This is a genomic window from Streptomyces venezuelae (genome assembly GCF_008642375.1).
GTDB lineage: Bacteria > Actinomycetota > Actinomycetes > Streptomycetales > Streptomycetaceae > Streptomyces > Streptomyces venezuelae_G.
Map to the genome: position 1 here is coordinate 7,518,862 of NZ_CP029194.1, position 24,227 is coordinate 7,543,088.

The following is a 24,227-nucleotide window of genomic DNA, read 5'->3' on the forward strand; positions in this document are numbered from 1 at the left end:
GGTCAGAACCCCGGCCCGCCGGGGCGGTCGTCGGCCATCGCGAGCCGGCCCCACAGCAGGTCGGCCAGGCTGCTGACCAGCTCGGCGCGGGAGCAGGGTCGCTCGCCGAGCCACCAGTCGCCGGCCGCGTGCATCATGCCGACGATGCCGTGGCCCCAGATCCGGGCCTGGACGTCGGCGGCGGGTCCCAGGTCGACGCGTTCGGCGATGACCTGGCCGAGCTCCTCGCCCATGCGGCGCAGCAGCGGGGCCGAGTGGCGGCCGACGTCGAAGCCCTGCTCGGACTGGTGCGACTCCTCCGCCGGGTGCATGAGGAAGCGGTAGACCTGGGGCATCGCCTCGATCGAGGCGAGGTAGGTGTCGAGGGTGGACTCGACGCGGCGGCGCCGGTCGGAGGGGGCGTCGAGCGCGGTCCGGAGCGCCGAGAGCAGCGCGTCCGTGTGGCGGATGGCGAGGGCGCGGTAGAGGCCGCCCTTGTCGCCGAAGTGCCGGTAGAGGATCGGCTTGGTGATGCCGGCCTCCGCCGCGATGGCGTTCATGGACGCCTTGGGTCCGTCCCGGAGCACCACCCGGTCCGCCGCCTCCAGCAGTTCGCGCCGTCGCTGTTCCGCGGGCTTCTGCTGATCGGTGGTCCGGTGTGTGATGTCCATAAGCGTGTCTCCCCGCCCGTGCGATTCCGTGAGGCTGTCGCAACGTAACACCCGCCCGGCGCCCGGCGCCGGGCGGCCCGAAGTGCTCCGCCGCAGGTTGACAGCCCGTACCCACCGGTAACAGACTGCTGTTACCGCAAGTAACGTACTGCTGGGAGGGAACTATGGCCGAGTTCACGCTCGAACTCAACGACGACCAGAAGCAGGTCCGGGACTGGCTGCACGGTTTCGCCGCCGATGTGATGCGTCCGGCCGCGGCCGAGTGGGACGAGCGTGAGGAGACCCCCTGGCCGATCATCCAGGAAGCCGCCAAGCTCGGAATCTACTCCCTCGACTTCTATGCCCAGCAGTTCTTCGACCCGACCGGCCTCGGCGTCCCGATGACCATGGAAGAGCTCTTCTGGGGCGACGCGGGCATCGCCCTCTCCATCGTCGGCACCGGCCTCGCCGCCGTCGGCGTCCTCGCCAACGGCACCGAGGAGCAGATCGGCACCTGGGTCCCGCAGATGTACGGCGACGCGAACGACGTGAAGGTCGCCGCCTTCTGCTCCTCCGAGCCCGACGCCGGCTCCGACGTCGCCGCCATGCGCACCCGGGCCGTGTACGACGAGGCCAAGGACGAGTGGGTCCTCAACGGCACCAAGACCTGGGCGACCAACGGCGGCATCGCCAACGTCCACGTCGTCGTCGCCGTCGTGGACGCCGAGCTCGGCTCGCGCGGCCACGCCTCCTTCATCGTGCCGCCGAACACCCCCGGCCTCTCCCAGGGCCAGAAGTTCCAGAAGCACGGCATCCGCGCCTCGCACACCGCCGAGGTCGTCCTGGAGGACGTCCGCGTCCCCGGTCACTGCCTCCTCGGCGGCAAGGACAAGCTCGACGAGCGCCTCGCCCGGGCCCGCGAGAAGGCGAAGGCGGGCGGCGGCGCGAGCGTGAAGAACGCCGCCATGGCCACCTTCGAGGCCTCCCGCCCGGCGGTCGGCGCCATGGCCGTCGGCACCGCCCGCGCCGCGTACGAGGTCGCCCTCGACTACGCGAAGACCCGCGTGCAGTTCGGCCGCCCGATCATCGAGAACCAGGGCGTCGCCTTCCAGCTCGCCGACATGCGCACCCAGATCGACGCGGCCCGGCTCCTCGTCTGGCGCGCCTCCTGGATGGCGACCGCCGGCAAGCCCTTCACCTCGGCCGAGGGCTCCATGTCCAAGCTGTACGCGAGCGAGGTCGCCAAGCAGGTCACCGGCCAGGCCATCCAGATCCTCGGCGGCAACGGCTACACCCGCGAGTACCCGGTGGAGCGGATGCACCGCGACGCGGCCATCTACACCATCTTCGAGGGCACGAGCGAGATCCAGCGGATGGTCATCAGCCGCGCGCTCGCGAAGTAGCCGGCGCCGGGGGCGGGACACGGGACACCCCGCCCCCGGACGTCTCACACGAGACAGAACTCGTTGCCCTCCGGGTCCTGGAGCACCACCGCGTAGTAGTCCATGCCGTTCGGCTCGTCCATCGCGTACAGGATCGTGGCGCCCAGGGCCGTCAGGCGGGCCACCTCGCTGTCCACCCGCTCCCGGCGCAGGGCGAGCGGCACCTCGCGGCCGCCGCCGACCTTGAGGTCGAGATGCACGCGGTTCTTGGCGGCCTTGGGCTCCGGGACCCGCTGGAACCAGACGCGGGGGCCCACGCCCTTCGGGTCCACGATGGACTCGGGCAGCTCCCCGGCGTCCTCGCCCAGCTCCTCCTCGGGCACGCCGATCGCCCGCCAGTACTCCCGCCAGGAGGCGTGTCCGGCGGGCGGCGGGTCGGGGACGTACCGCAGGGCGTCCAGCCAGAAGGGCACGAGCCGCTGGGGGTCCGCGCAGTCGATCGTCAGTTGCAGAGTGAGCTCGGGGCGGTCCATGGAGCGAGCCTCGCAGACGCCACCGACAGCCGCCCGGGGCCGGACCAACCGGGCGCATTCGGACGGGTGTTCAGTCCGGGCTACGTGTGGGTTACTGCCTGGGGGAGAATCGCCCAGCAGTGACGAATCGAGGGGAACCGATCATGGCCACCACCACGCGGGCCGAAGCGCCCGAACTCGCGGGACATCCGCTGCTCGGCTCCATGCGCGACCTCAAGAACGACTCACTGGGCACCTTCCTGCGCGCGCGGAGCGAGCACGGCGACGTCGTCCGGATCACCGCCGGGCCGCCCGGGATCCGCGCCACCGTCTACGGCGTCTTCTCCGCCGCGGGCGCACAGCAGGTCCTCGCCGGCGAGGCGGCCAACTTCCGCAAGGACAACGCCTTCTACCAGGAGGTACGGGAGTCCTTCGGCAACGGTCTGCTCACCAGCCAGGACGAGGACTACCTGCGCCAGCGCCGGCTCGTCCAGCCCCTCTTCACCAAGCGCCGCGTCGACGGCTACGCAGCCGCCATCGCCGCCGAGGTCACCGCCCTCACCGAGGAGTGGCAGGAGGACGCCGCCTTCACCGTCGACGTCCTCCAGGGGATGACCCGGCTCGCACTCCGCGCCGTCGCCCGCATCCTCTTCGGCACCGACGTCGACGCGGCCGTCGAGGTCGTCGAGCGCTGCTTCCCCGAGGTCGGCGCCTACGTCCTGCGCCGCGGCTACGCGCCGCTCAACACCCCCCGCGACTGGCCCACCCCCGGCAACCGCCGGGCCGCCGCGGTCCACAAGGCGCTGTACGAGGTCTGCGACCGGATCATCGCCGACCGCCGGGAGTCCGGCCGCGCCCCCGGCGACGGGCAGGACCTCCTCACGCTCCTCGCCGAGGCCGAGAGCGCCGAGGACGGCAGCTTCAGCGCCACCGAGCTGCGCGAGCAGGTCCTCGTCTTCCTCGTCGCGGGCCACGAGACGACCGCGACCTCCCTCGGCTTCGCCCTCCACCTCCTCGGCCTGCACCCGGAGTTCCAGAAGCGGGCGCACGAGGAGGTCGACCGGGTGCTCGCGGGCCGTACCCCCGGCGCCGCCGACATGGACTCCCTGCCGTACGTCACGCAGGTCCTCAAGGAGGCCATGCGGCTCTTCCCGGCCGCGCCCGTCATCGGCCGCCGTGCCGTCGCCGCCACCGAGATCGACGGCGTCACCGTCCCGGCCGGCGCGGACGTCATCGTCGCCCCCTGGGTCACCCACCGCCACCCCGCCTACTGGGAGGACCCGGAGCGCTTCGACCCCGACCGCTTCACGCCCGAGGCGGAGGCCGCCCGCCCCCGGTACGCCTGGTTCCCCTTCGGCGGCGGCCCGCGCGCCTGCATCGGCCAGCACTTCTCGATGCTGGAGTCGGTGGTCGCCCTGGCGATGCTCCTCCAGAAGTACGAGTTCGAGGCCGTCGACACCGAGGTCCCGGTCGCCCCCGCGATCACCCTCCAGGCGGCGGGCCCGGCCCGCTGCCGGCTCCGCCCCAGGAGGGCCTAGGCGCCCACCGGAGACGGCAACGGCGGCGGGGGACCGTCAGGCGAGCTGCGCCTCGATCGCGGCGACGACCTCCGCGGCCTCCGGCTCGGTGCGCGGACGGAAGCGGGTGACCGTGCCGTCCCGGCCGATCAGGAACTTCTCGAAGTTCCACTGGATGTCACCGGCCTCGCCCTCGGCGTCGGCGACCTTCGTCAGCTCCTCGTAGAGCGGGTGGCGGTCGCCGCCGTTGACGTCCGTCTTCTCCAGGAGCGGGAAGGACACCCCGTACGTCGCCGAGCAGAAGGCCTGGATCTCCTCCGAGCTGCCCGGCTCCTGGCCCGCGAACTGGTTGCAGGGCACACCGAGCACGGTGAGGCCGCGCTCCCCGTACTCCTTCTGCAGCCGCTCAAGACCCGCGTACTGCGGGGTCAGCCCGCACTTCGAGGCCACGTTCACGACGAGCACCGCGCGGTCCCGGTAGTCGGCGAGGGAGACGGGCTCCCCGGTCAGGGTCTTCAGGGGGATGTCGTACAGGCTCATGGACCGCTCCTGGTCGAAATGGGGTTTGATCTCGGTATGGGTGAAGAACGACTGGCGATCGCGATCGATTCCGCGACGGAGGAAGAGCCCCGCCGCGTGTGCTGCCGGCTCTGCGGCCGGCCCCTCACCGGCGCGGACTCCCGCCGCACGGGCCTCGGCCCGACCTGCGACGCCAGACTCCACCCGCCGGGCCCCGACATCCGCTCGCGCCGCCACGAGGTCGCGCAGGACACCCTCCCGGGCATCTAGGGGCGCCCCCGCGACCGGGCGACGGTACCAGGCGACAAAACGATGGCCCAGGCAAATTCGCATCGGCACAGTGATCACCGATGAGAACGAAACCCGAGCCACCGGAGTCCTGACATGTCGACCCTGCGCGTCACCGCCGAAGTCCTGACCGTCCACCCCCACCCCAACGCCGACGCCCTGGAACTCGCTCAGGTCGGCCTCTACCGCGCCGTCGTCGCCAAGGGCGCCTACCGCACCGGCGACGCGGCCCTCTACATACCGGAGCAGGCCGTACTGCCCGCCGCCCTCGTCGACGAGCTCGGGCTGACCGGCCGCCTGGCCGGGAAGGACTCCGACCGGGTCAGGGCCGTACGGCTGCGCGGCGAGCTGTCGCAGGGCATCGTCTGCCGCCCCGCCGCGCTCGCCGGCACCGACCTGGAGCGCGCCGCGGCCGAGGGGACCGACTTCGCCGAGACCCTCGGCATCACCAAATGGGTTCCGCCGGTCCCGACCACCATGAACGGCGACGTCGAGTCCGCCCCCGACCTGCTGCCCTGGGTCGACATCGAGAACCTCCAGCGCTACCCGGACATCTTCGAGCCCGGCGAGCCCGTCGTCCTGACGGAGAAGCTCCACGGCACCGCCTGCCTGCTGACCTGGCACGCCGAGGACGGGCGCGTCCAGGTCTCCTCCAAGGGGTACGGGGCGAAGGGCCTCGCCCTCCAGGAGGACCCGCGCAACCTGTACTGGCGCGCCGTCCACGCGCACGGCCTGCCCGCCGTCGCGCAGCGGCTCGCCGAGCGCCTCGGCGCCCGCAGGATCGGCTTCTTCGGCGAGGTCTTCGGAGCCGGGGTGCAGGACCTCACGTATGGCGCCGACGGCCGTTCGCAGACGGTCGGCTACGCCCTCTTCGACGTGTCGGCCGAGATCGACGGCCAGGTCCACTGGCTGGCCCCCGCCGAGGTCCTCGCACCCGGCGAGGTCCCGCTCGTCCCGAGCCTCTACACCGGCCCGTACGACCTGGACACGGTCCTCGCGCACGCCAGCGGCCGGGAGACCGTCTCCGGGCGCGAGGCGCACCTGCGGGAGGGCGTCGTCATCCGCCCGGCCACCGAGCGGTACAGCCCGGTCGTCGGCGGCCGGGCCATCGCCAAGGCGGTCAGCCCGGCCTACCTGACCCGCAAGGGCGGCACGGAGTACGAGTGACCGGCCCGGGCGCCCCTCACAGCTTGCGGAACAGGCCCTCCTGGACCACGGACACGAGGAGGCGCCCCTCGCGGTCGTAGATGCGGCCGCGCGCGAGCCCCCGGCCGCCCGTCGCGATCGGGGACTCCTGGTCGTACAGGAACCACTCGTCGGCGCGGAACGGCCGGTGGAACCACATCGCGTGGTCCAGGGACGCCATGTCGAACCCGCGGGGACCCCACAGGGGCTCCACGGGGATCCGGACGGCGTCCAGGAGCGTCATGTCCGAGGCGTACGTCAACGCGCAGGTGTGGACCAGCGGGTCGTCGCCCAGCGGCCCCACGGCCCGCATCCACACCGCCGAGCGCGGATCCGCGCCCTTGACCTCGCCCTGGGTCCAGCGCAGCCGGTCCACGTACCGGATGTCGAACGGCTGGCGGCGGGCCATCCGCTCCAGCGCCTCCGGCAGCGCGCCCAGGTGCTCGCGGATCTCGTCCGCGAGGTTCGGCAGGCTCTCCGGGTCGGTCAGGTGCCGCGGCGGCAGCTGGTGCTCGATGCCCGCCTCCTCCGGCTTGTGGAAGGAGGCCGTCAGATTGAAGATCGTCCGCCCCTCCTGGATCGCCGTGACCCGGCGGGTCGTGAACGACCGGCCGTCCCGCACCCGCTCCACCTGGTACACGATCGGCACCCCGGGCCGGCCCGGCCGCAGGAAGTAGGCGTGCAGCGAGTGCACCGGCCGGTCCCCCTCGGTGGTCCGGCCGGCCGCGACGAGGGCCTGCCCGGCGACCTGCCCGCCGAAGACGCGTTGCAGCGACTCCTGCGGGCTCCGCCCACGGAAGATGTCGACCTCGATCCGCTCCAGGTCGAGCAGATCGACGAGCCTCTCGGCGGGATTGGTCACGACAGGTCTCTCCTCTACAGCTGTCCGACGGACGTCACGCGCACGACCGCACGGCCCTCCTCGTCGGAGGCCGCGAGATCCACCTCCGCGCTGACACCCCAGTCATGGTCGCCGTTCGGGTCGGCGAAGGTCTGCCGGACGCGCCACAGACCGTGGGCCGCGTCCTCCTCGATGGCGAGCAGCTTCGGGCCGCGCGCGTCCGGGCCCGTACCGAGGTCGTCGTACTCGTCCCAGTACGCGTCCATCGCCTCGCCCCACGCGTCCGCGTCCCAGCCGGCCTCCGCGTCCAGCTCGCCCAGCGCGTCCACGTTGTCCAGCGCCGCCAGCTCCACCCGGCGGAACATCGCGTTGCGCACGAGGACCCGGAAGGCACGGGCGTTCGCCGTGACCGGCTTGACCTGATCGGCCTTCTCCTGGGCCTCCTCGGCCGTCTGGACCTCCGGGTTCGCCAGCTGCTCCCACTCGTCGAGCAGCGAGGAGTCCACCTGCCGCACCATCTCGCCCAGCCAGGCGATCAGGTCCTCCAGGTCCTCCGTCTTCAGGTCGTCCGGGATGGTGTGGTCGAGCGCCTTGTACGCGCTCGCGAGGTAACGCAGCACGATGCCCTCGGTCCGCGCCAGCTCGTACCAGGACGTGAACTCCGTGAAGGTCATGGCCCGTTCGTACATGTCACGGATGACCGACTTCGGCGAGACCGGGTGGTCGCCGACCCACGGGTGGGACTTCCGGTAGACGTCGTACGCGTGCCAGAGCAGCTCCTCCAGCGGCTTCGGGTACGAGATCTCCTGGAGCCGCTCCATCCGCTCCTCGTACTCGACGCCGTCGCGCTTCATCTGCCCGACGGCCTCGCCGCGCGCCTTGTTCTGCATCGCGGCGAGGATCTGGCGCGGGTCGTCGAGCGTCGACTCGACGACCGACACCATGTCGAGCGCGTACGACGGGGACTCCGGGTCCAGCAGGTCGAAGGCGGCGAGCGCGAACGTCGACAGCGGCTGGTTCAGCGCGAAGTCCTGCTGGAGGTCGACCGTCAGCCGGATCGTGCGGCCCTCGGCGTCCGGGGTGTCCAGCTGCTCCACCACACCGCCGTCGAGCAGCGAGCGGTAGATCGCGATGGCCCGGCGGATGTGCCGCAGCTGCGCCTTGCGCGGTTCGTGGTTGTCCTCCAGGAGCTTGCGCATCGCGTCGAAGGCGTTGCCCGGCCGCGCGATCACCGAGAGCAGCATGATGTTGGTGACCTTGAAGCGCGAGGTCAGCGGCTCAGGCTCGGAGCCGATCAGCTTCTCGAAGGTGGTGTCGCTCCACGCGACGAAGCCCTCCGGAGCCTTCTTGCGGACGACCTTGCGGCGCTTCTTCGGGTCGTCGCCGGCCTTCGCGAGCGCCTTCTCGTTCTCGATGACGTGCTCGGGCGCCTGCGCGACCACGTAACCCGCCGTGTCGAAGCCGGCCCGCCCGGCCCGGCCCGCGATCTGGTGGAACTCCCGGGCCCGCAGCGTGCGCACCCGGTTGCCGTCGTACTTCGTCAGCGCCGTGAACAGCACCGTACGGATGGGCACGTTGACGCCGACACCCAGCGTGTCCGTCCCGCAGATCACCTTCAGCAGACCGGCCTGGGCCAGCTTCTCGACGAGCCGCCGGTACTTGGGCAGCATGCCGGCGTGGTGCACGCCGATGCCGTGGCGGACGTACCGCGAGAGGTTCTGCCCGAACTTGGTGGTGAAGCGGAAGTTGCCGATCAGCTCGGCGATCCTGTCCTTCTCCTCGCGCGTGCACATGTTGATGCTCATGAGCGACTGGGCCCGCTCGACGGCCTGCGCCTGCGTGAAGTGGACGATGTAGACCGGGGCCTGCTTCGTCTCCAGGAGCTCCGTCAGGGTGTCCGTGATCGGCGTCAGCTCGTACTCGTACGACAGGGGCACCGGCCGGGTCGCCGAGCGGACCACCGAGGTCGGCCGTCCGGTCCGCCGCGTCAGGTCCTTCTCGAACATCGACACGTCGCCGAGCGTCGCCGACATCAGGACGAACTGCGCCTGCGGCAGTTCGAGGATCGGGATCTGCCAGGCCCAGCCGCGGTCCGCCTCGGCGTAGAAGTGGAACTCGTCCATGACGACCTGGCCGATGTCGGCGTACTTGCCGTCCCGCAGCGCGATCGAGGCGAGGACCTCGGCCGTGCAGCAGATGACCGGCGCGTCCGCGTTCACGGAGGCGTCGCCGGTGAGCATGCCGACGTTCTCCGTGCCGAAGATCTTGCACAGGTCGAAGAACTTCTCCGACACCAGCGCCTTGATCGGCGCCGTGTAGAAGGTGACCTGGTCGTTCGCCAGGGCCGTGAAGTGCGCCCCCGCCGCGACCAGCGACTTGCCCGAGCCGGTGGGGGTGGACAGGATCACGTTCGCCCCGGACACCACCTCGATCAGCGCCTCCTCCTGGGCCGGGTAGAGCGTGATGCCCCGGTCCTCGGCCCATGAGGAGAAGGCCTCGAAGAGGGCGTCGGGGTCGGCGGTCGGCGGAAGGCGATCGATAAGGGTCACGCCCCCATCTTGCCTGGATTCCGTTCGGATGAGGGAACCGGCCGGAGGCCTTCTTGATCACGGACGGTAGGCTCGTCCGTCGACCGGTCGTCAACTGAGCGCCGGCGCACGAGAAACGGGGGCGGCAGCGACCATGATGGGACCGGCGCACTCACTGTCCGGAGCGGCGGCCTGGCTGGGTGTCGGAGCGGCTGCCGCCGCCTTCGACCGCCCGATGCCCTGGCCCGTCCTCCTCGTCGGCGCGCTCATCTGCGCGGGCGCCGCCCTCGCCCCCGACCTCGACCACAAGTCGGCGACGATCTCCCGTGCCTTCGGGCCGGTCTCCAAGCTCCTCTGCGAGATCGTCGACAAGCTCTCGTACGCCGTCTACAAGGCCACCCGCTCCTCCGCCGACCCCCGCAGGTCCGGCGGGCACCGGACGCTCACCCACACCTGGCTCTGGGCCGTCCTGATCGGCGCCGGCGCCTCCGCCGCGGCGGTCACCGGCGGCCGGTGGGCGGTCCTGGCCATCCTCTTCGTCCACCTGGTCCTCGCCGTCGAAGGGCTGCTGTGGCGGGCCGCCCGGATGTCCAGCGACGTCCTGGTCTGGCTGCTCGGCGCCACGAGCGCCTGGATCCTCGCGGGCGTCCTCGACAAGCCCGGCAACGGCGCGGACTGGTTCTTCACCGGCCCCGGCCAGGAGTACCTCTGGCTCGGCCTGCCGATCGTCCTCGGCGCCCTCGTCCACGACATCGGCGACGCCCTGACGGTCTCCGGCTGCCCGATCCTGTGGCCCATCCCGGTGGGCCGCAAGCGCTGGTACCCGATCGGCCCGCCCAAGGGGATGCGCTTCCGGGCCGGCAGCTGGGTCGAGCTCAAGGTCCTGATGCCCGCCTTCATGCTGCTCGGCGGCGTCGGCGGGGCCTCGGCGCTCGGCTTCTTCTAGGCGTACGGGAAGGGGGCCCGCACCGGACATCCGGTGCGGGCCCCCTTTCGTCGCCGAGGATCAGCCGTGCCAGGACCGCCACAGCGCCGCGTACGCGCCGTCCGCCGCCACCAGCTCGTCGTGGCTGCCGAGCTCGCTGATCCGGCCCGCCTCGACCACCGCGATCAGGTCGGCGTCGTGCGCGGTGTGCAGCCGGTGCGCGATGGCCACGACCGTGCGCCCGTCGAGGACCCGGGCGAGGGACCGCTCCAGGTGCCGGGCCGCCCTGGGGTCGAGCAGCGAGGTCGCCTCGTCCAGGACCAGTGTGTGCGGGTCGGCGAGGACGAGCCGGGCCAGCGCGACCTGCTGGGCCTGCGCCGGGGTGAGCGAACGGCCGCCCGAGCCGACCTCCGTGTCCAGGCCCTCGTCGAGGCCCCGGGCCCATCCGTCCGCGTCCACCGCGGACAGGGCCTCCCACAGGTCGGCATCGGCGGCGCCCGTCCGGGCGAGCAGCAGATTGTCCCGGAGCGAGCCGACGAAGACGTGGTGCTCCTGATTGACCAGGGCCACGTGCTCGCGGACCCGCTCTGCGGGCATCCGCGCCAGCTCGGCGGCGCCGAGGGTGACCGAGCCCTCCCTCGGGGCGTAGATGCCCGCGAGGAGCCGGCCCAGCGTGGACTTGCCCGCGCCCGACGGGCCCACCAGCGCGAGCCGGGTGCCCGGCGCCACCTTCAGGGACACCTCGTGCAGCACGTCGACGCCCTCGCGGTAGCCGAACCGGACCTCGTCCGCCCGCACGGCCCGCCCGTCCGGGCGCACCTCGTGGTCACCCGCGGCCGGTTCGATGTCCCGGACGCCGACCAGCCGGCCCAGCGAGACCTGCGCGACCTGGAGCTCGTCGTACCAGCGGAGCACGATCCCGATCGGGTCCACCAGCATCTGGGCGAGCAGCGCGCCCGTCGTCAGCTGGCCCACGTCGATCCAGCCCTGGAAGACGAAGACCCCGCCGAGGAGAAGGACACCGCACAGCACCGTCGTGTGCGTGAGCGTGACGACCGGGAAGAGCACCGACCGCAGGAAGAGCGTGTACCGCTCCCACGCCACCCACTCGGTGATGCGCTTGTCGGAGAGGGCGATCCGCCGCGCGCCGAGGCGGTGCGACTCCACGGTGCGGCCCGCGTCGACCGTCTCGGCCAGCGCGGCGGCCACCGCCGCGTACCCCGCGGACTCCGAGCGGTACGCCGACGGCGCCCGCTTGAAGTACCAGCGGCAGCCCACGACGAGCACCGGCGCCGCGAGCAGCGCCGCGAGCGCGAGCGGGGGCGCGGTCACGGCGAGCCCGCCGAGCAGCAGCCCCACCCAGACGATGCCGATGGCCAGCTGGGGCACGGCCTCGCGCATCGCGTTGGCGAGCCGGTCGATGTCCGTGGTGATACGGGAGAGCAGGTCGCCCGTCCCGGCCCGTTCGAGGACGCCGGGCGGCAGGCCCACCGAGCGGACGAGGAAGTCCTCGCGCAGATCGGCGAGCATCTCCTCGCCGAGCATCGCCCCACGCAGCCGGACGAGCCGCACGAAGACCGTCTGGACGAGCAGCGCGACCGCGAACAGCGCGACCGTCCGCTCCAGATGGAGGTCGCGGGCCCCGGCACTCAGCTCGTCGATCACCGAACCGAGGAGGTACGGTCCGGCCATCGAGGCGATCACGGCGACCGCGTTCACCCCGATGAGCAGCGCGAACGCCCTGCGGTGCCGGCGCAGCAGCTCCCGTACGTAGATCCGTACGGTCGGGCCGGCCGCGACGGGCAGCGTCGTCGCCGTCGTGGGGGCCGCCGGGTCGTACTCCGGTGGCGCCAGGCCGATCATGCCGTTTCCCCTTCCAGTGCTTCGAGTTCGTCCGTGTCGATGTCGGGGAGGCGGCTGTCCGCCGCGGCGAGCTCCTCGTCGGTCTCGCGGGTGACGACCGCGCGGTAGCGGGGCTCCTTCGCGAGCAGTTCACGGTGGGTGCCGACGGCGACCGCCTGCCCGGCGTGGACCAGGACCACCCGGTCGGCGCGGTCCAGGAGCAGCGGCGAGGAAGCGAGGACCACGGTGGTCCCGCCCTCGCGCAGCCGGGCGATCCCGTCCGCCACCCGGGACTCGGTGTGCGAGTCGACCGCCGACGTCGGCTCGTCCAGGACGAGCACCTCCGGGTCGGTCACCAGGGAGCGGGCGAGCGCGAGCCGCTGGCGCTGGCCGCCGGAGAGCGACCGGCCCCGCTCGGTGATCCGCGTCCGCATCGGGTCCCCGTCGGTGTCGACGGAGGCCTGCGCGAGCGCGTCGAGGACGTCGCCGCACTGGGCGGCGGCGAGCGCGTCCTCGGCCCGGACCGCGCCCGAGGAGGGCACGTCGAGGAGCTCGCGGAGCGTGCCCGAGAGCAGGACCGGGTCCTTGTCCTGGACGAGGACGGCCGTACGGGCGGCCGCCAGCGGCAGCTCGTCCAGCGGGACCCCGCCGAGCAGGACCGAGGTGTGCCCCTCGTCCCGGTCGGCCGGGTGCCCGCCGAGCCGGTCCGCGAGCCGTCCGGCCACGTCCGGGTCGCCGCAGACGACGGCGGTGAACCGGCCGGCCGGGGCGACGAGCCCGGTCATCGGGTCGTACAGATCGCCGGTCGCCTTGCCCGCCTCGCCCGCGGCACCGGTGGTGGTCGTGGTCGTGGTGCGGGTCAGGGAGAGGACCCGGGCGGCCCGCTTCGCCGACGGCCGGGAGAAGGAGAAGGCCATCGCGATCTCCTCGAAGTTCCGCATCGGGTGATGGGTGAGGGCCACGGCGCCGTAGACGGTGACGAGTTCGCCGACCGTGATCCGCCCGTCGAGCGCGAGCCGCGCGCCGTACGCCACCACGACGATGAGCAGGACGCCGGGCAGGAGGACCTGGATCGCGGCGATCAGCGCCCACATCCGCGCGCTGTGCACGGCGGCCCTGCGGACCTCCTGGGAGGCGGCGCGGTAGCGGCCGAGGAACAGCTCCTCGCCGCCGATGCCGCGCAGGACGCGGAGCCCGGCGACGGTGTCGGAGGCCAGCTCCGTCGCCTTGCCCGCCTTCTCGCGCTGGACGTCGGCCCGGCGCGTCGCGCGGGGGAGGAGCGGCAGCACGGCGAGGGCGAGAACGGGGACGCCGATGGCGACGACGATGCCCAGGGCCGGCTGGTAGACGACGAGGGCGACGCAGACGATCAGCAGGGAGAGGGCGGCGGCGGCGAACCGGGACAGCGCCTCGACGAACCAGCCGATCTTCTCGACGTCGCCCGTGGACACGGAGACGACCTCGCCCGCGGCGACCCGCCGGGTCAGCACCGAGCCCAGCTCGGCGGTCTTGCGGGAGAGGAGCTGCTGGACCCGGGCGGCGGCGGTGATCCAGTTGGTGACGGCGACGCGGTGGAGCATCGTGTCGCCCACCGCGATGGCCAGCCCGCAGCCCACGAGCAGGCCCGCGGCGAGGGCGAGCCGCCCGCCGTCGCGGTCCACGACCGCCTGCACGGCGACGCCGACGCCGAGCGGCAGCCCGGCGATGCCCAGCTGGAGGAGCAGGCCCCAGAGGAGGGCCTTCACCTGTCCGCCGAGCTGGTTGCGGCCGAGCCAGAGGAGGAACCGGGTACCCGAGCGGACATCGGGGACCCCTGGGTCGGCGTAGGGAAGATCTCGAATCTGCATGGCGTCCCAGGGTCTCCGGGTCTGTCTGTGCGGGGGATCGCGCGCCGGGGGTGCGGCGGCGGAGTGGAAACCGTGCAAGGTTCGCTTCTTCCCCAGGGAGCGGCAATCGATTTTCCCCACGAGGGAACAGATCGCGCCATGTCCGCTCATCGTCCTCTGGACCGCACCGCGGTGACCGCGCTTCACTTCCGGCCCATGAGATCACTCAAGATCATGAGCATGCTCAGCGGTCTGGTCCTGGCGGCCGGGGCGCTCCTCACCGCCCACCCGGCCGCCGCCGAGGGTCCGAACGGCCCGACGCCCCCGGCCGAGTTCACCTCCGACTGGCACGACCCGGTGACCGCCGGCCCGCCCGTCGAGACCCCAGGCACCCGCAGCTGCGAGGTCACCCTCGCCGCCGCGCAGTTCCGCGACTTCACCCCGTACCAGGGCCGATACACCCCGCCGAAGGAGTGCGGCACCCGCTGGAACAAGGTCGTCCTCCGGCTCGAAGGAAGCGTCAAGGGCCGCCAGTACGACCGCCTCGGCCACGTCGCCGTCGGCGGCGTGGAGATCTTCCGCACCTCCACGCCCCAGCCCTCGCCCGACGGCATCACCTGGTCCGTCGAGAAGGACGTCACCCGCTACCGCGACACCCTCAGCCGCCCCCAGCCCGTCGAGATGCTCATCGGCAATGTCGTGAACGAGACGTACACCGGTGTCCTCGACGTCCGGGTCACCCTCACCTTCCACACCGCCGAGGGCCGCGTGAAACCCGCCGCCGGCACCCCCGACCGGGTCATCCCCCTCACCGGCCCCACCCTCACCACTCCGCGCAACACCGAACGGCTCCTCGCCGAGGTGTACGCCACCGGCTCCGGCGGCGGCTGCGAGGAATACTGGTACCTCTCCGTCCCCGACACCGCCCCCTACTCCTGCCGGGCGACCGACGGCCCGCACCGCGAGGTCCGGATCGCCGTCGACGGCCGCCTCGCGGGCATCGCGGCCCCCTTCCCCACGGTCTGGACGGGCGGCTGGTCCAACCCCTTCCTCTGGTACGTCACCCCCGGCCCGCGCGCCTTCGACGTCCGGCCGGTCGTCTACGACCTCACGCCCTTCGCCGCCCTCCTCAACGACGGCCGCGCCCACCGTGTGGAGGTCTCCGTCGCCGGCGTCCCGGCCGGTCTGAGCGGCTGGTCCGTCCCCACCAACGTGCTGCTCTGGCAGGACGAGGGCAGCCGGGTCGTCACCGGCGGGCTCGACCGGCACGAGGAGAGCGTCCCGCGCAACTCCTCCGTCTACACGGCGGCCTCCGGAACCGCCCCGCACACCGTCGACACCGGGGCAGGGCACCGGCTCACCGTCGCGGGACACCTGAACACCTCGCACGGCCGGATCGCCACCACCGTCGACCGGACCGTCGGCCACACCTCGGTCCACCGCTGGGGCGAGGGCGAGAACCCGGACGCGTTCACCGGACGCTGGACGGACGACGAGACCGTCACCAGCGACCGCACCGCCACACACGTCCGGCGCGCGTACACGATGGACGGTGAGACGACGGTCGGCGCGGGCGACCGGCTGCGGACGGTCCTCACCCTCGGGGACCGCGCCGACACCGTCGTCCTGCGCGACGGGCGGCGCCTCTCCTGGTCGCGCCTGGACGACACGTACACCGGGGACGCGACCTACACCACCGGTGTGCCGCGCGACCAGCGGCACGCGGTCGGCACCACGACCGAGCGCTACCGGCTGTACGGCTCCGAGGGCTGCTGGGACCGGAGCCTGACGACGGTTCAGGGGACGCTCACCGAGGACCGGCGGAGCTGCTGAACACGGCGGTGCCCGGCCCCCGTCACGCGGGGACCGGGCGCCGCGCAGCTCAGGAGGGCCTGACCGAGTCCACGCCCGAGCGGGCCTTGCGCCACTCGCCCCGCGTGAAGTCGGGGATCTCCTGCGGCGCGCCCTTCGCCTTGATCGAGGCGTGGCTCAGCGGCACCGGAGCCGTCCACGTGGCGGCGTCGTACACGTCGAAGTCCGGGACGAGGCCCAGCTGCACGCACTGCATCAGCCGGTAGATCATGATGTAGTCCATGCCGCCGTGGCCGCCCGGCGGATTGGCGTGCTCCTTCCACAGCCAGTGGTCGAACTCGGCGGCGTACGACGAGAAGTCGGCCCACTGGTCGTTCGTGTGGTCCGGCTCCAGGTAGATCCGGGCCGGGTAGTCCTCGAAGACGCCCTTCGTGCCGCCCAGGCTGTTGATCCGGCTGTACGGGTGCGGCGTGGAGACGTCGTGCTCCAGCCGGATGAGCCGCCCCTTGGCCGTCTGGACCAGACTGATCGTCCGGTCGCTCTCGATGTACGTCTCCTTCCAGCTCGGGTCGCCGGGCGGCATGTGCTCCGCGCGGTACTCGGCGAGACCGAGCGCCGGGGTGCCGAAGCTGCTGATGCTCACCACCCGGTCGCCCCGGTTGACGTCCATGTAGTTGGCGACGGGCCCGAAGCCGTGGTTGGGGTAGAGATCGCCGCGCAGCTTCGTGTGCCACAGCCGGCGCCACGGCCCCTCGTAGTACGTCGGCGAGAACATCAGGCCGCGCAGGTCGTGGTTGTACGCCCCCGCGCCGTGCAGGAGTTGGCCGAACCTGCCGGCGTGCGCCATGCGCAGGACCCGCATCTCGTTCCGTCCGTAGCAGCAGTTCTCCAGCTGCATGCAGTGGCGGCGGGTCTGCTCCGAGAGGTCGACCAGCTCCCAGAGTTCGGCGATCGTCATCGCGACCGGACACTCGACGCCGACGTGCTTGCCGTTCAGCATCGCCGCCTTGGCCATCGGGAAGTGCTGGTCCCAGGGGGTGGCCACATACACGAAGTCGAGGTCGGAGCGGGCGCAGAGGTTCTCGTAGTCGTCCTCGCCGTTGGTGTAGACGGCGGGCGCGGGCTGACCGGCGGCGACCACCTTGCCGGCGGCCCGCTCGGCCTTCTCCCGCACCGGGTCGCAGACGGCCACCACCCGCACCCAGGGGAGCGCGAGGAAGAGGCCGATCATGCCGTTGCCCCGGTTGCCGAGGCCGACGATCCCGACACGGACCGTGGAACGGCCCTCGAAGGGGACGCCGGCCATGGTCTGTCCGCGACGCCGGGGCGCGGCCTCGGCGGCGGTCTCCGTCTTCGCTGCCGCCGAGGCCGTGGCGGCGGCGGACGCGGTGGCGGCCTGGGCGGCCGGGGCGCCGGCCGCGGCGAGGCCGAGGCCTGCTCCGGCCGCGCCCGCGGTGGTCCTGAGGACCTTGCGACGGCTCGGGCTGGGCGGTACCTGCTCGTTCATGGAACCTCCAGGAGCTGTGTGCACGGCTGTTTCATGAATCCCGCACAGGACCCTGGCCCCGGTGGCCGACGGTGCGCAAGGGCGCGGATAGGACTCTTGCGACGGGTAGTTGGACTTTACTGTTCCGGATATCGCACGGAGTCGTACCCGACACCGTGCGATCACCCGAACATACGAAGGACCCCTCACCGGCCGGGGTGAGGGGTCCTTCGGGGTTCGGGCTGACGGAAGGTCAGGGACGGGTCGCGCGCTCCAGGGCGAGCAGCACCGACTGATACGTGCGGCCGGTGGCCCGGTCCATCCCGATCTCGCACATCCGGTTGGCCGACAGGTGCGCGTCGAAGGAGCGGGCCGTGACCTCGGCCGCCTCGCGCGCCGTCGCCGAGGCCGTCAGCTCCGGGTGCAGCATCCCGCGGTCGCCCGCGAAGGCGCAGCAGCCCGCGTCGGCGGGGACGACGACCTCCTCGGCGCACGCCTCGGCGAGCCGGGTCAGCTGCTCCTCGTCGCCCAGGTGCCGCATGGAGCAGGTCGCATGGACCACCGCGGAGGCGACCCGGCGGCGCACGTCGAGCCGGGGGAGCAGCTCGTCCGCCGCCCAGACGAGGGAGTCGAGGACGGTGAGCTCGGCGTGCAGCTCGCGGTTGTCCGCCGTGAGGTACGGGACGACCTCGTGCGCGATGCCGAGCGTGCACGAGGAGGCGTCGACGACGAGGGGCAGTTTCCCGCCGGAGGTCCACCCCCAGGCGGCCTCGACGATCCGGTTGGCCATCACCTCGTTGCCCCGCTCGTACCCCTTGGAGTGCCAGATCGTGGCGCAGCATGTTCCGGCCACGTCGTCGGGGATCCACACCGGCTTCCCGGCCCGCGCCGACACGGCGACGACCGCCTCCGGCAGGGAGGGGCCGCGTTGCCCGTCGGGGCCGCCGAAGATCCGGTTCACACAGGCCGGGTAGTAGACCGCGACGGCCGCCGGGCGGTGGGTGCGGGGCAGCCGGCGCGCTGCGGCGCCGGGGATCTCGGGCAGCCACTCCGGTACGAGGTCGGGCCGGACGGCCTTGCGGGCGAAGCCGGTCACCCGCTCCAGGACCCGGTCGCCGATCCGGTCGGCGGCGGCCACCGCGAGCCGCGCCGAGGCCTCCACCGCGCGGAAGTTCCTCGCGGCCAGGGCGGCGATCCGCTCCTCGCGCGGCGAGTGCCGCTCGTGCCGGAACTCCTTCATGAGCGCGCCCGTGTCGATCCCGACCGGGCAGGCCAGCTTGCAGGTGGAGTCGCCGGCGCAGGTGTCGACGGCGTCGTAGCCGTAGGCCTCCAGGAGGCGGGCCTCGACGGGGGAGCCGTCCGGCTGGCGCATCATCTCCCGGCGCAGCACGATCCGCTGGCGCGGAGTGGTCGTCAGGTCGTGGCTGGGGCAGGTCGGTTCGCAGAAGCCGCACTCGATGCACGGGTCCGCGATCCGCTCCACGGCCGGGATCGTCTTCAGGCCGCGCAGATGGGCCTCCGGGTCGCGGTCGAGGACGATCCTGGGGGCGAGGACCCCGTCGGGGTCGATGACCTCCTTGACCCGCCACATCAGCTCGGTCGCCTTCGTCCCCCACTCCAGCTCCAGGAACGGCGCGATGTTGCGTCCGGTGGCGTGCTCGGCCTTCAGCGAGCCGTCGAACCGCTCCACGGTCAGCTTGCAGAACTCCTCCATGAAGGCCGCGTACCGCTCGACGTCGGCCGGGTCTCCGGCGTCGAACGCGAGGAGGAAGTGGAGGTTCCCGTGGGCCGCGTGGCCGGCGACGGCCGCGTCGAAGCCGTGCCGGGACTGGAGTTCCAGCAGCTCGGCACAGGCCTCCGCGAGCCGCGCCGGCGGCACCGCGAAGTCCTCGGTGATCAGGGTCGTCCCCGAGGGCCGCGAGCCGCCGACGGCCGACACGAAGGCCTTGCGGGCCTTCCAGTAGCCGCTGATCCGCTTCGGGTCCCGGGTGAAGGAGTTCTCCACGGATGGCACCGGGGCCACCAGGTCGAGCCCGGCGAGCACCGCGTCCGCCGCCCGCTCGTACGCCTCCCGCGCCGCCGCGTCCGGGGCCCGGAACTCGACCAGGAGCGCCGCCGTCGCCCTCGGCAGCTCCGCCCAGTCGGCGGGGACGCCCGCCACGCTCACCGAGGCCCGCAGGGTGTTGCCGTCCATCAGCTCGACGGCGAGCGCCCCGGCCTCGTTGAACAGCGGCACCGCCGCCGCGGCGGCCGGCAGAGAGGGGAAGAAGAGCAGGGCCGTGGAGACCTCGCGGTCCAGCGGGAGGGTGTCGAAGACGGTCTCGGCGATGAAGCCGAAGGTGCCCTCGGAGCCGACCATCAGACCCCGCAGGATCTGGACCGGCGTGGCACCGTCCAGGAAGGCGTCGAGCCGGTAGCCGTTGGTGTTCTTGATGGCGTACTTGGCCCGGATCCGGGCCGTCAGCTCGGCGTCCGCCTCGATCTCCGCCTTGAGTGCCAGGAGCCCCGCGCACAGCTTCGGCTCGGCGCGCGCGAGCTCCTCGTCGGCCGCGGGGTCCGCGGTGTCGACCACCGTCCCGGACGGCAGCACGAAGGTGAGCGAGGCCAGGGTCCGGTACGAGTTCCGGGTGGTCCCCGCGGTCATCCCCGAGGCGTTGTTGGCGACGACGCCGCCGAGTGTGCAGGCGATCGCGCTGGCCGGATCGGGTCCCAGGACCCGCCCGTGCGGGGCGAGTGCCGCGTTGGCCCGGACGACGGTCGTGCCGGGGCGGATCCGCGCGCGGGCGCCGCCGTCGAGGACCTCGACGCCCGCCCAGTGCCGGCGGACGTCGACGAGGATGTCCTCGCCCTGCGCCTGACCGTTGAGGCTGGTCCCGGCGGCCCGGAAGACGACCTCGCGGCCCTTGCCGTGCGCGTACGACAGGACGGCGGAGATGTCGTCGATGTCCTCGGCGACCACGACGACCTGCGGGACGAAACGGTACGGGCTGGCGTCGGAGGCGTAACGGACCAGGTCGGAGAGGCCCGAAAGGACCTTCTCCGCGCCGAGGAGCGCGGAGAGCTCCTCGCGCAGCCGCCGCGGCGTGCCCTTCGACTGGAGCTCGGGGACCCGGTCCGGGGCCGGACTCCGCTTCGTACCGGGCCGGAGGGCCTGCGGGTTCGGCTCGAACAGCGGCATGGAGCGGCTCCCCTTCGGCGCGTCCCCGTGTCCGGGGGATCAGCAGCCGCTCTCCGGGACCCGGTCGACCAGAGCGGACAGCAGACCTCCGAGCACCTCGCGCTGATCGACGGTCAATGGAGCAAGGATGTCCTCTGCGGCGGCCCGGCGCGCGCTGCGCAGCTCCCGCAGCGTGGCGCGCCCCTCCTCGGTGAGCTCGATCCGGACCACGCGGCGGTTGCTCGGATCCGGGACCCGGCGCACCCGCCCGCCCGCCTCAAGCCCGTCGACGAGACTGGTCACGGCCCTCGGGACGACCTCGAGCCGGGTCGCGAGATCGGCCATTCGGGGAGGCTCCCCGAAGTGCGCGACCGTGCGCAGGAGCCGGGACTGCGCGGGGGTGATGCCGACCGGTTCCAGGTGGTGCTTCTGGATGCGGTGCAGGCGCCGGGTGAGCCGCAGCAGCTGCTCGGCGAGGAGGCCGTCGGCATCGGTCCCGCCAGGCCGGTGGTTCCCGCTCGGCCGATCGGTCCCACTCGGGTGGTCGGAGGTGCTCATGCCGGGAACAATATCAGGACCATGTTCATTGTGAGCATAGGTAACAATGAGCTAGGGTATCTGTCGACCGACGTACGTCCGCCTCCCGAAGGAGCCCATGCGCCCCCACGACCAGTCCGACTGGACGCCCCCGCCCCGCGACTCCACCCAGCCCAAGGAGCCCGCACAGCTACGGCGCATCCTGCGGCTCTTCCGTCCCTACCGTGCCCGCCTCGCACTCGTCGGCCTCCTGGTCGGCGCCGCCTCGCTGGTCTCGGTCGCCTCGCCGTTCCTGCTCAAGGAGATCCTCGACACCGCGATCCCGCAGGGCCGGACGGGGCTGCTCAGTCTCCTCGCCCTCGGCATGATCGCCACCGCGGTCCTGACCAGCGTCTTCGGCGTGCTCCAGACCCTGATCTCCACCACGGTCGGCCAGCGCGTCATGCACGACCTGCGCACCGGGGTCTACGAGCAGCTCCAGCGGATGCCGCTCGCCTTCTTCACGCGCACGCGCACCGGCGAGGTCCAGTCCCGCATCGCCAACGACATCGGCGGCATGCAGGCGACCGTGACCTCCACGGCCACCTCGCTCGTCTCCAACCTCACCGCCGTCGTGGCGACCGTCGTCGCCATGCTCGCCCTGGACTGGCGGCTCACCGTCGTCTCCCTGCTCCTGCTGCCCGTCTTCGTCTGGATCAGCCGTCGCGTCGGCCGTGAGCGCAAGGCGATCACCACCCAGCGCCAGAAGCAGATGGCCGCCATGGCCGCGACCGTCACCGAGTCCCTCTCGGTGAGCGGCATCCTGCTCGGCCGCACCATGGGCCGCGCCGACTCCCTGACCAAGTCCTTCGCCGAGGAGTCCGAGCGCCTCGTCGACCTCGAAGTGCGCTCCTCCATGGCCGGGCGGTGGCGCATGTCCACCATCGGCATCGTCATGGCCGCCATGCCCGCCCTGATCTACTGGGCCGCCGGCATCGCGCTCCAGTCGGGCGGCCCCGCGATCTCGCTCGGGACGCTCGTCGCCTTCGTCTCGCTCCAGCAGGGCCTCTTCCGGCCCGCCGTGAGCCTGCTCTCCACCGGGGTGCAGATGCAGACCTCGCTCGCCCTCTTCCACCGGATCTTCGAATACCTGGACCTGCCCGTCGACATCACCGAGCCCGCCGAGCCCGTCCGGCTCGCGAAGGTCCGCGGCGAGGTGCGCTTCGAGAAGGTCGAGTTCCGCTACGACCCCGAGGGCCAGGCGCGCCCGACCCTCGACGGGATCGACGTCACCGTCCCCGCCGGCGGCAGCCTGGCCGTCGTCGGCCCCACCGGCTCCGGGAAGTCCACGCTCAGCTACCTCGTGCCCCGGCTGTACGACGTCACCGGCGGCCGGGTCACCCTCGACGGCGTCGACGTGCGCGACCTCGACTTCGACACACTGGCCCGCGCCGTCGGCGTCGTCTCCCAGGAGACGTACCTCTTCCACGCCTCCGTCGCCGACAACCTCCGCTTCGCCAAGCCGGACGCCACCGACGAGGAGATCGAGGCCGCCGCGCGCGCCGCGCAGATCCACGACCACATCGCCTCCCTCCCCGACGGGTACGACACCCTCGTCGGCGAGCGCGGCTACCGCTTCTCGGGCGGCGAGAAGCAGCGTCTGGCCATCGCGCGCACGATCCTGCGCGACCCGCCGGTGCTCATCCTCGACGAGGCGACCAGCGCCCTCGACACGCGTACGGAGCACGCTGTGCAGCAGGCGATCGACGCCCTCTCGGCCGGCCGTACCACCATCACCATCGCCCACCGGCTCTCCACCGTCCGTGACGCCGACCAGATCGTCGTCCTGGAGGCGGGGCACATAGCGGAGCGCGGGACACACGAGGAGCTGCTCGCCCGGGACGGGCGGTACGCGGCCCTGGTCCGCAGGGACGCCCGGGCCGCCGTGACCGGCGCCGCCGAAGGCCCCATCGGGGGCCGCGCCGGAGGCGAACAAACGAACGTGGGAGCGGTTGTTCCCCAGAACGTGTGATCGTTTCGGGAATCGTTGCCCAACTCCCGTACGGCATCGGAAGATTACGGAGTGCGAGCGACGGGCTGCAGACCGCGACCGCACAGTCCCACTGATGTACTTGTACGAGGAGAAGCACCACCATGAACGTCATCACCGATCTGCTCGCCGGCGTCTTCCACTTCCTGGGTTGGCTCGTCTGACGATCGCAGTGCCCGGCGCCGTCGGTCCCCCGTCCCAGGGGACCGGCGGCGCCGCCGCGTGCGCGGGGCTCCCCGGAATCCTGTGCGACGCGGGTTAGCGTGCGCCCATGACGTACCGGCAGGCGTCACCGTACGCACACCCTCGCCGCCCCTCACTTCCCCGGTCGCCCAGGTCACCCCGGCCGCCCCGCCGCGGCCGTCTCACCCGACGGGGCCGCCTGGCGCTGCTGCTCGGCGCGGTCGTCGCCGTGGCCGCCGCGATCACCGTCCCGCTCCTGCTGCTCCCGCGCGAGGAACCGGCCGTCGAACAGCCCCGTACGCTCCTCGTCCCGGAAGGGTGGCGGTCGGGACAGGTCTACACGGCCGTCGACCGGGCGCTCGGTCTGCCCGAGGGAACCGCGCGGAAGGCCGCGACCGCACCGGGCGCCGTCCTCCCGCTCCCCGCCGCGGCCGGGGGCAACCCGGAGGGCTACCTCTTCCCCGCGACGTACCCGGTCGTGGCCGCCACCACCCCGGAGGGCCTCCTCCGCTACATGGCGCAGACCGCGGGCGAACGGTTCGGCACCGAGCGGATCGCCGAGGGTGCGCGGGCCTACGGGATGAGCGTCTACCAGGCGGTGACCGCGGCCAGCATCGTGCAGGCGGAGGCCGACAGCCCGGAGGACATGGCCAAGGTCGCCAGGGTCGTGCACAACCGGCTCGCCCGGGGCATGGCCCTGCAGATGGACTCGACCCTCAACTACGCGCTGGGCCGCAGCACCGTCGACACGAGCGTCGCCGACACGAAGATCAAAAGCCCCTACAACACGTACGAGCGGAAGGGCCTCCCGCCGACACCCATCGGGAACCCGGGGGAGCAGGCGGTGGACGCGGTGATCCGCCCGGCGGACGGGGACTGGCTGTACTTCGTCACCGTGGCCCCGGGGGACACCCGCTTCACGGCCGACTACGCGCTCCACCAGGAGAACGTGGCGGAGTTCAACGCGAACCGGCGCGCGGCCACCGCAGGCTGAGCGCCGCGCCGTATCCGAACGCTGAGCCGTATCCG

Annotated in this window: 18 protein-coding genes; 8 read left to right on the forward strand and 10 right to left on the reverse strand. The window is 72.4% G+C overall.

Annotation, left to right across the window (positions count from 1 at the left end; translation table 11 throughout):
* Positions 1–2: 2 nt before the first annotated feature.
* Positions 3–650, reverse strand: coding sequence for a TetR family transcriptional regulator (locus tag DEJ46_RS34300; RefSeq protein WP_150272598.1), 648 nt, complete (start codon positions 648–650; stop codon positions 3–5).
* 164 nt (positions 651–814) lie between these two features.
* Here DEJ46_RS34300 and DEJ46_RS34305 point away from each other — a divergent pair, with 164 nt between their 5' ends.
* Positions 815–2,032 carry an acyl-CoA dehydrogenase family protein gene (locus DEJ46_RS34305; RefSeq protein ID WP_150272600.1) on the forward strand — a complete coding sequence of 406 codons (1,218 nt, stop codon included), beginning with the start codon at positions 815–817 and terminating at the stop codon, positions 2,030–2,032.
* A 44-nt stretch (positions 2,033–2,076) separates the two neighbouring features.
* Here DEJ46_RS34305 and DEJ46_RS34310 read toward each other — a convergent pair whose 3' ends face one another.
* Positions 2,077–2,544, reverse strand: a complete 468-nt coding sequence (locus DEJ46_RS34310; protein WP_150272602.1) for a VOC family protein — start codon at positions 2,542–2,544, stop codon at positions 2,077–2,079.
* 143 nt (positions 2,545–2,687) lie between these two features.
* Between DEJ46_RS34310 and DEJ46_RS34315 the strand changes: the two genes are divergently transcribed.
* Positions 2,688–4,061 (forward strand): cytochrome P450, encoded by a 1,374-nt coding sequence (locus DEJ46_RS34315; RefSeq protein WP_150272604.1) that lies wholly within the window; start codon positions 2,688–2,690, stop codon positions 4,059–4,061.
* Positions 4,062–4,097: 36 nt separating this feature from the next.
* Here DEJ46_RS34315 and DEJ46_RS34320 read toward each other — a convergent pair whose 3' ends face one another.
* Positions 4,098–4,580: a glutathione peroxidase gene (locus tag DEJ46_RS34320; RefSeq protein WP_150272606.1), complete on the reverse strand. Its 483-nt coding sequence runs from the start codon at positions 4,578–4,580 to the stop codon at positions 4,098–4,100.
* Positions 4,581–4,616: 36 nt separating this feature from the next.
* Here DEJ46_RS34320 and DEJ46_RS34325 point away from each other — a divergent pair, with 36 nt between their 5' ends.
* Both DEJ46_RS34325 and DEJ46_RS34330 read left to right on the forward strand, forming a co-directional pair.
* Positions 4,617–4,829 (forward strand): DUF6011 domain-containing protein, encoded by a 213-nt coding sequence (locus tag DEJ46_RS34325; RefSeq protein WP_150272608.1) that lies wholly within the window; start codon positions 4,617–4,619, stop codon positions 4,827–4,829.
* A 114-nt stretch (positions 4,830–4,943) separates the two neighbouring features.
* A complete protein-coding gene (locus DEJ46_RS34330) occupies positions 4,944–6,014 on the forward strand; it encodes an RNA ligase (ATP) (RefSeq protein ID WP_150272611.1) in 1,071 nt (356 codons plus the stop codon).
* Positions 6,015–6,030: 16 nt separating this feature from the next.
* Here DEJ46_RS34330 and DEJ46_RS34335 read toward each other — a convergent pair whose 3' ends face one another.
* On the reverse strand, positions 6,031–6,894 hold the full coding sequence (locus DEJ46_RS34335) for an acyl-CoA thioesterase (protein WP_150272613.1): 864 nt from the start codon (positions 6,892–6,894) through the stop codon (positions 6,031–6,033).
* A 14-nt stretch (positions 6,895–6,908) separates the two neighbouring features.
* Positions 6,909–9,422 carry a DEAD/DEAH box helicase gene (locus DEJ46_RS34340; RefSeq protein ID WP_150272615.1) on the reverse strand — a complete coding sequence of 838 codons (2,514 nt, stop codon included), beginning with the start codon at positions 9,420–9,422 and terminating at the stop codon, positions 6,909–6,911.
* 133 nt (positions 9,423–9,555) lie between these two features.
* Here DEJ46_RS34340 and DEJ46_RS34345 point away from each other — a divergent pair, with 133 nt between their 5' ends.
* Positions 9,556–10,347, forward strand: a complete 792-nt coding sequence (locus DEJ46_RS34345) for a metal-dependent hydrolase (RefSeq protein ID WP_150272616.1) — start codon at positions 9,556–9,558, stop codon at positions 10,345–10,347.
* Between the two features lie 60 nt (positions 10,348–10,407).
* Here the strand turns inward: DEJ46_RS34345 and DEJ46_RS34350 are convergent, their stop codons facing one another.
* Positions 10,408–12,189, reverse strand: a complete 1,782-nt coding sequence (locus tag DEJ46_RS34350) for an ABC transporter ATP-binding protein (RefSeq protein WP_150272618.1) — start codon at positions 12,187–12,189, stop codon at positions 10,408–10,410.
* Positions 12,186–14,015 (reverse strand): ABC transporter transmembrane domain-containing protein, encoded by a 1,830-nt coding sequence (locus DEJ46_RS34355; RefSeq protein WP_150272620.1) that lies wholly within the window; start codon positions 14,013–14,015, stop codon positions 12,186–12,188. Before DEJ46_RS34355 ends, DEJ46_RS34350 begins: the two co-directional genes overlap by 4 nt.
* A gap of 195 nt (positions 14,016–14,210) precedes the next feature.
* Between DEJ46_RS34355 and DEJ46_RS34360 the strand changes: the two genes are divergently transcribed.
* The gene (locus DEJ46_RS34360; RefSeq protein ID WP_150272622.1) at positions 14,211–15,827 is read left to right on the forward strand and encodes a peptide-N4-asparagine amidase; all 1,617 of its coding nucleotides are present in this window, start codon (positions 14,211–14,213) and stop codon (positions 15,825–15,827) included.
* 49 nt (positions 15,828–15,876) lie between these two features.
* Here the strand turns inward: DEJ46_RS34360 and DEJ46_RS34365 are convergent, their stop codons facing one another.
* The 3 genes from DEJ46_RS34365 to DEJ46_RS34375 form a co-directional block, all read right to left on the reverse strand.
* Positions 15,877–17,313: a Gfo/Idh/MocA family protein gene (locus tag DEJ46_RS34365; RefSeq protein ID WP_150272624.1), complete on the reverse strand. Its 1,437-nt coding sequence runs from the start codon at positions 17,311–17,313 to the stop codon at positions 15,877–15,879.
* 232 nt (positions 17,314–17,545) lie between these two features.
* A complete protein-coding gene (locus tag DEJ46_RS34370) occupies positions 17,546–20,470 on the reverse strand; it encodes an FAD-binding and (Fe-S)-binding domain-containing protein (RefSeq protein ID WP_150272626.1) in 2,925 nt (974 codons plus the stop codon).
* A gap of 39 nt (positions 20,471–20,509) precedes the next feature.
* Positions 20,510–21,007 carry a MarR family winged helix-turn-helix transcriptional regulator gene (locus DEJ46_RS34375; protein WP_190623031.1) on the reverse strand — a complete coding sequence of 166 codons (498 nt, stop codon included), beginning with the start codon at positions 21,005–21,007 and terminating at the stop codon, positions 20,510–20,512.
* A gap of 97 nt (positions 21,008–21,104) precedes the next feature.
* Here DEJ46_RS34375 and DEJ46_RS34380 point away from each other — a divergent pair, with 97 nt between their 5' ends.
* Together DEJ46_RS34380 and mltG are read left to right on the forward strand one after the other, a co-directional pair.
* On the forward strand, positions 21,105–22,997 hold the full coding sequence (locus DEJ46_RS34380) for an ABC transporter ATP-binding protein (RefSeq protein WP_223835324.1): 1,893 nt from the start codon (positions 21,105–21,107) through the stop codon (positions 22,995–22,997).
* A 289-nt stretch (positions 22,998–23,286) separates the two neighbouring features.
* Positions 23,287–24,192, forward strand: a complete 906-nt coding sequence (gene mltG / locus DEJ46_RS34385) for an endolytic transglycosylase MltG (RefSeq protein ID WP_150272628.1) — start codon at positions 23,287–23,289, stop codon at positions 24,190–24,192.
* Positions 24,193–24,227 lie beyond the last annotated feature (35 nt).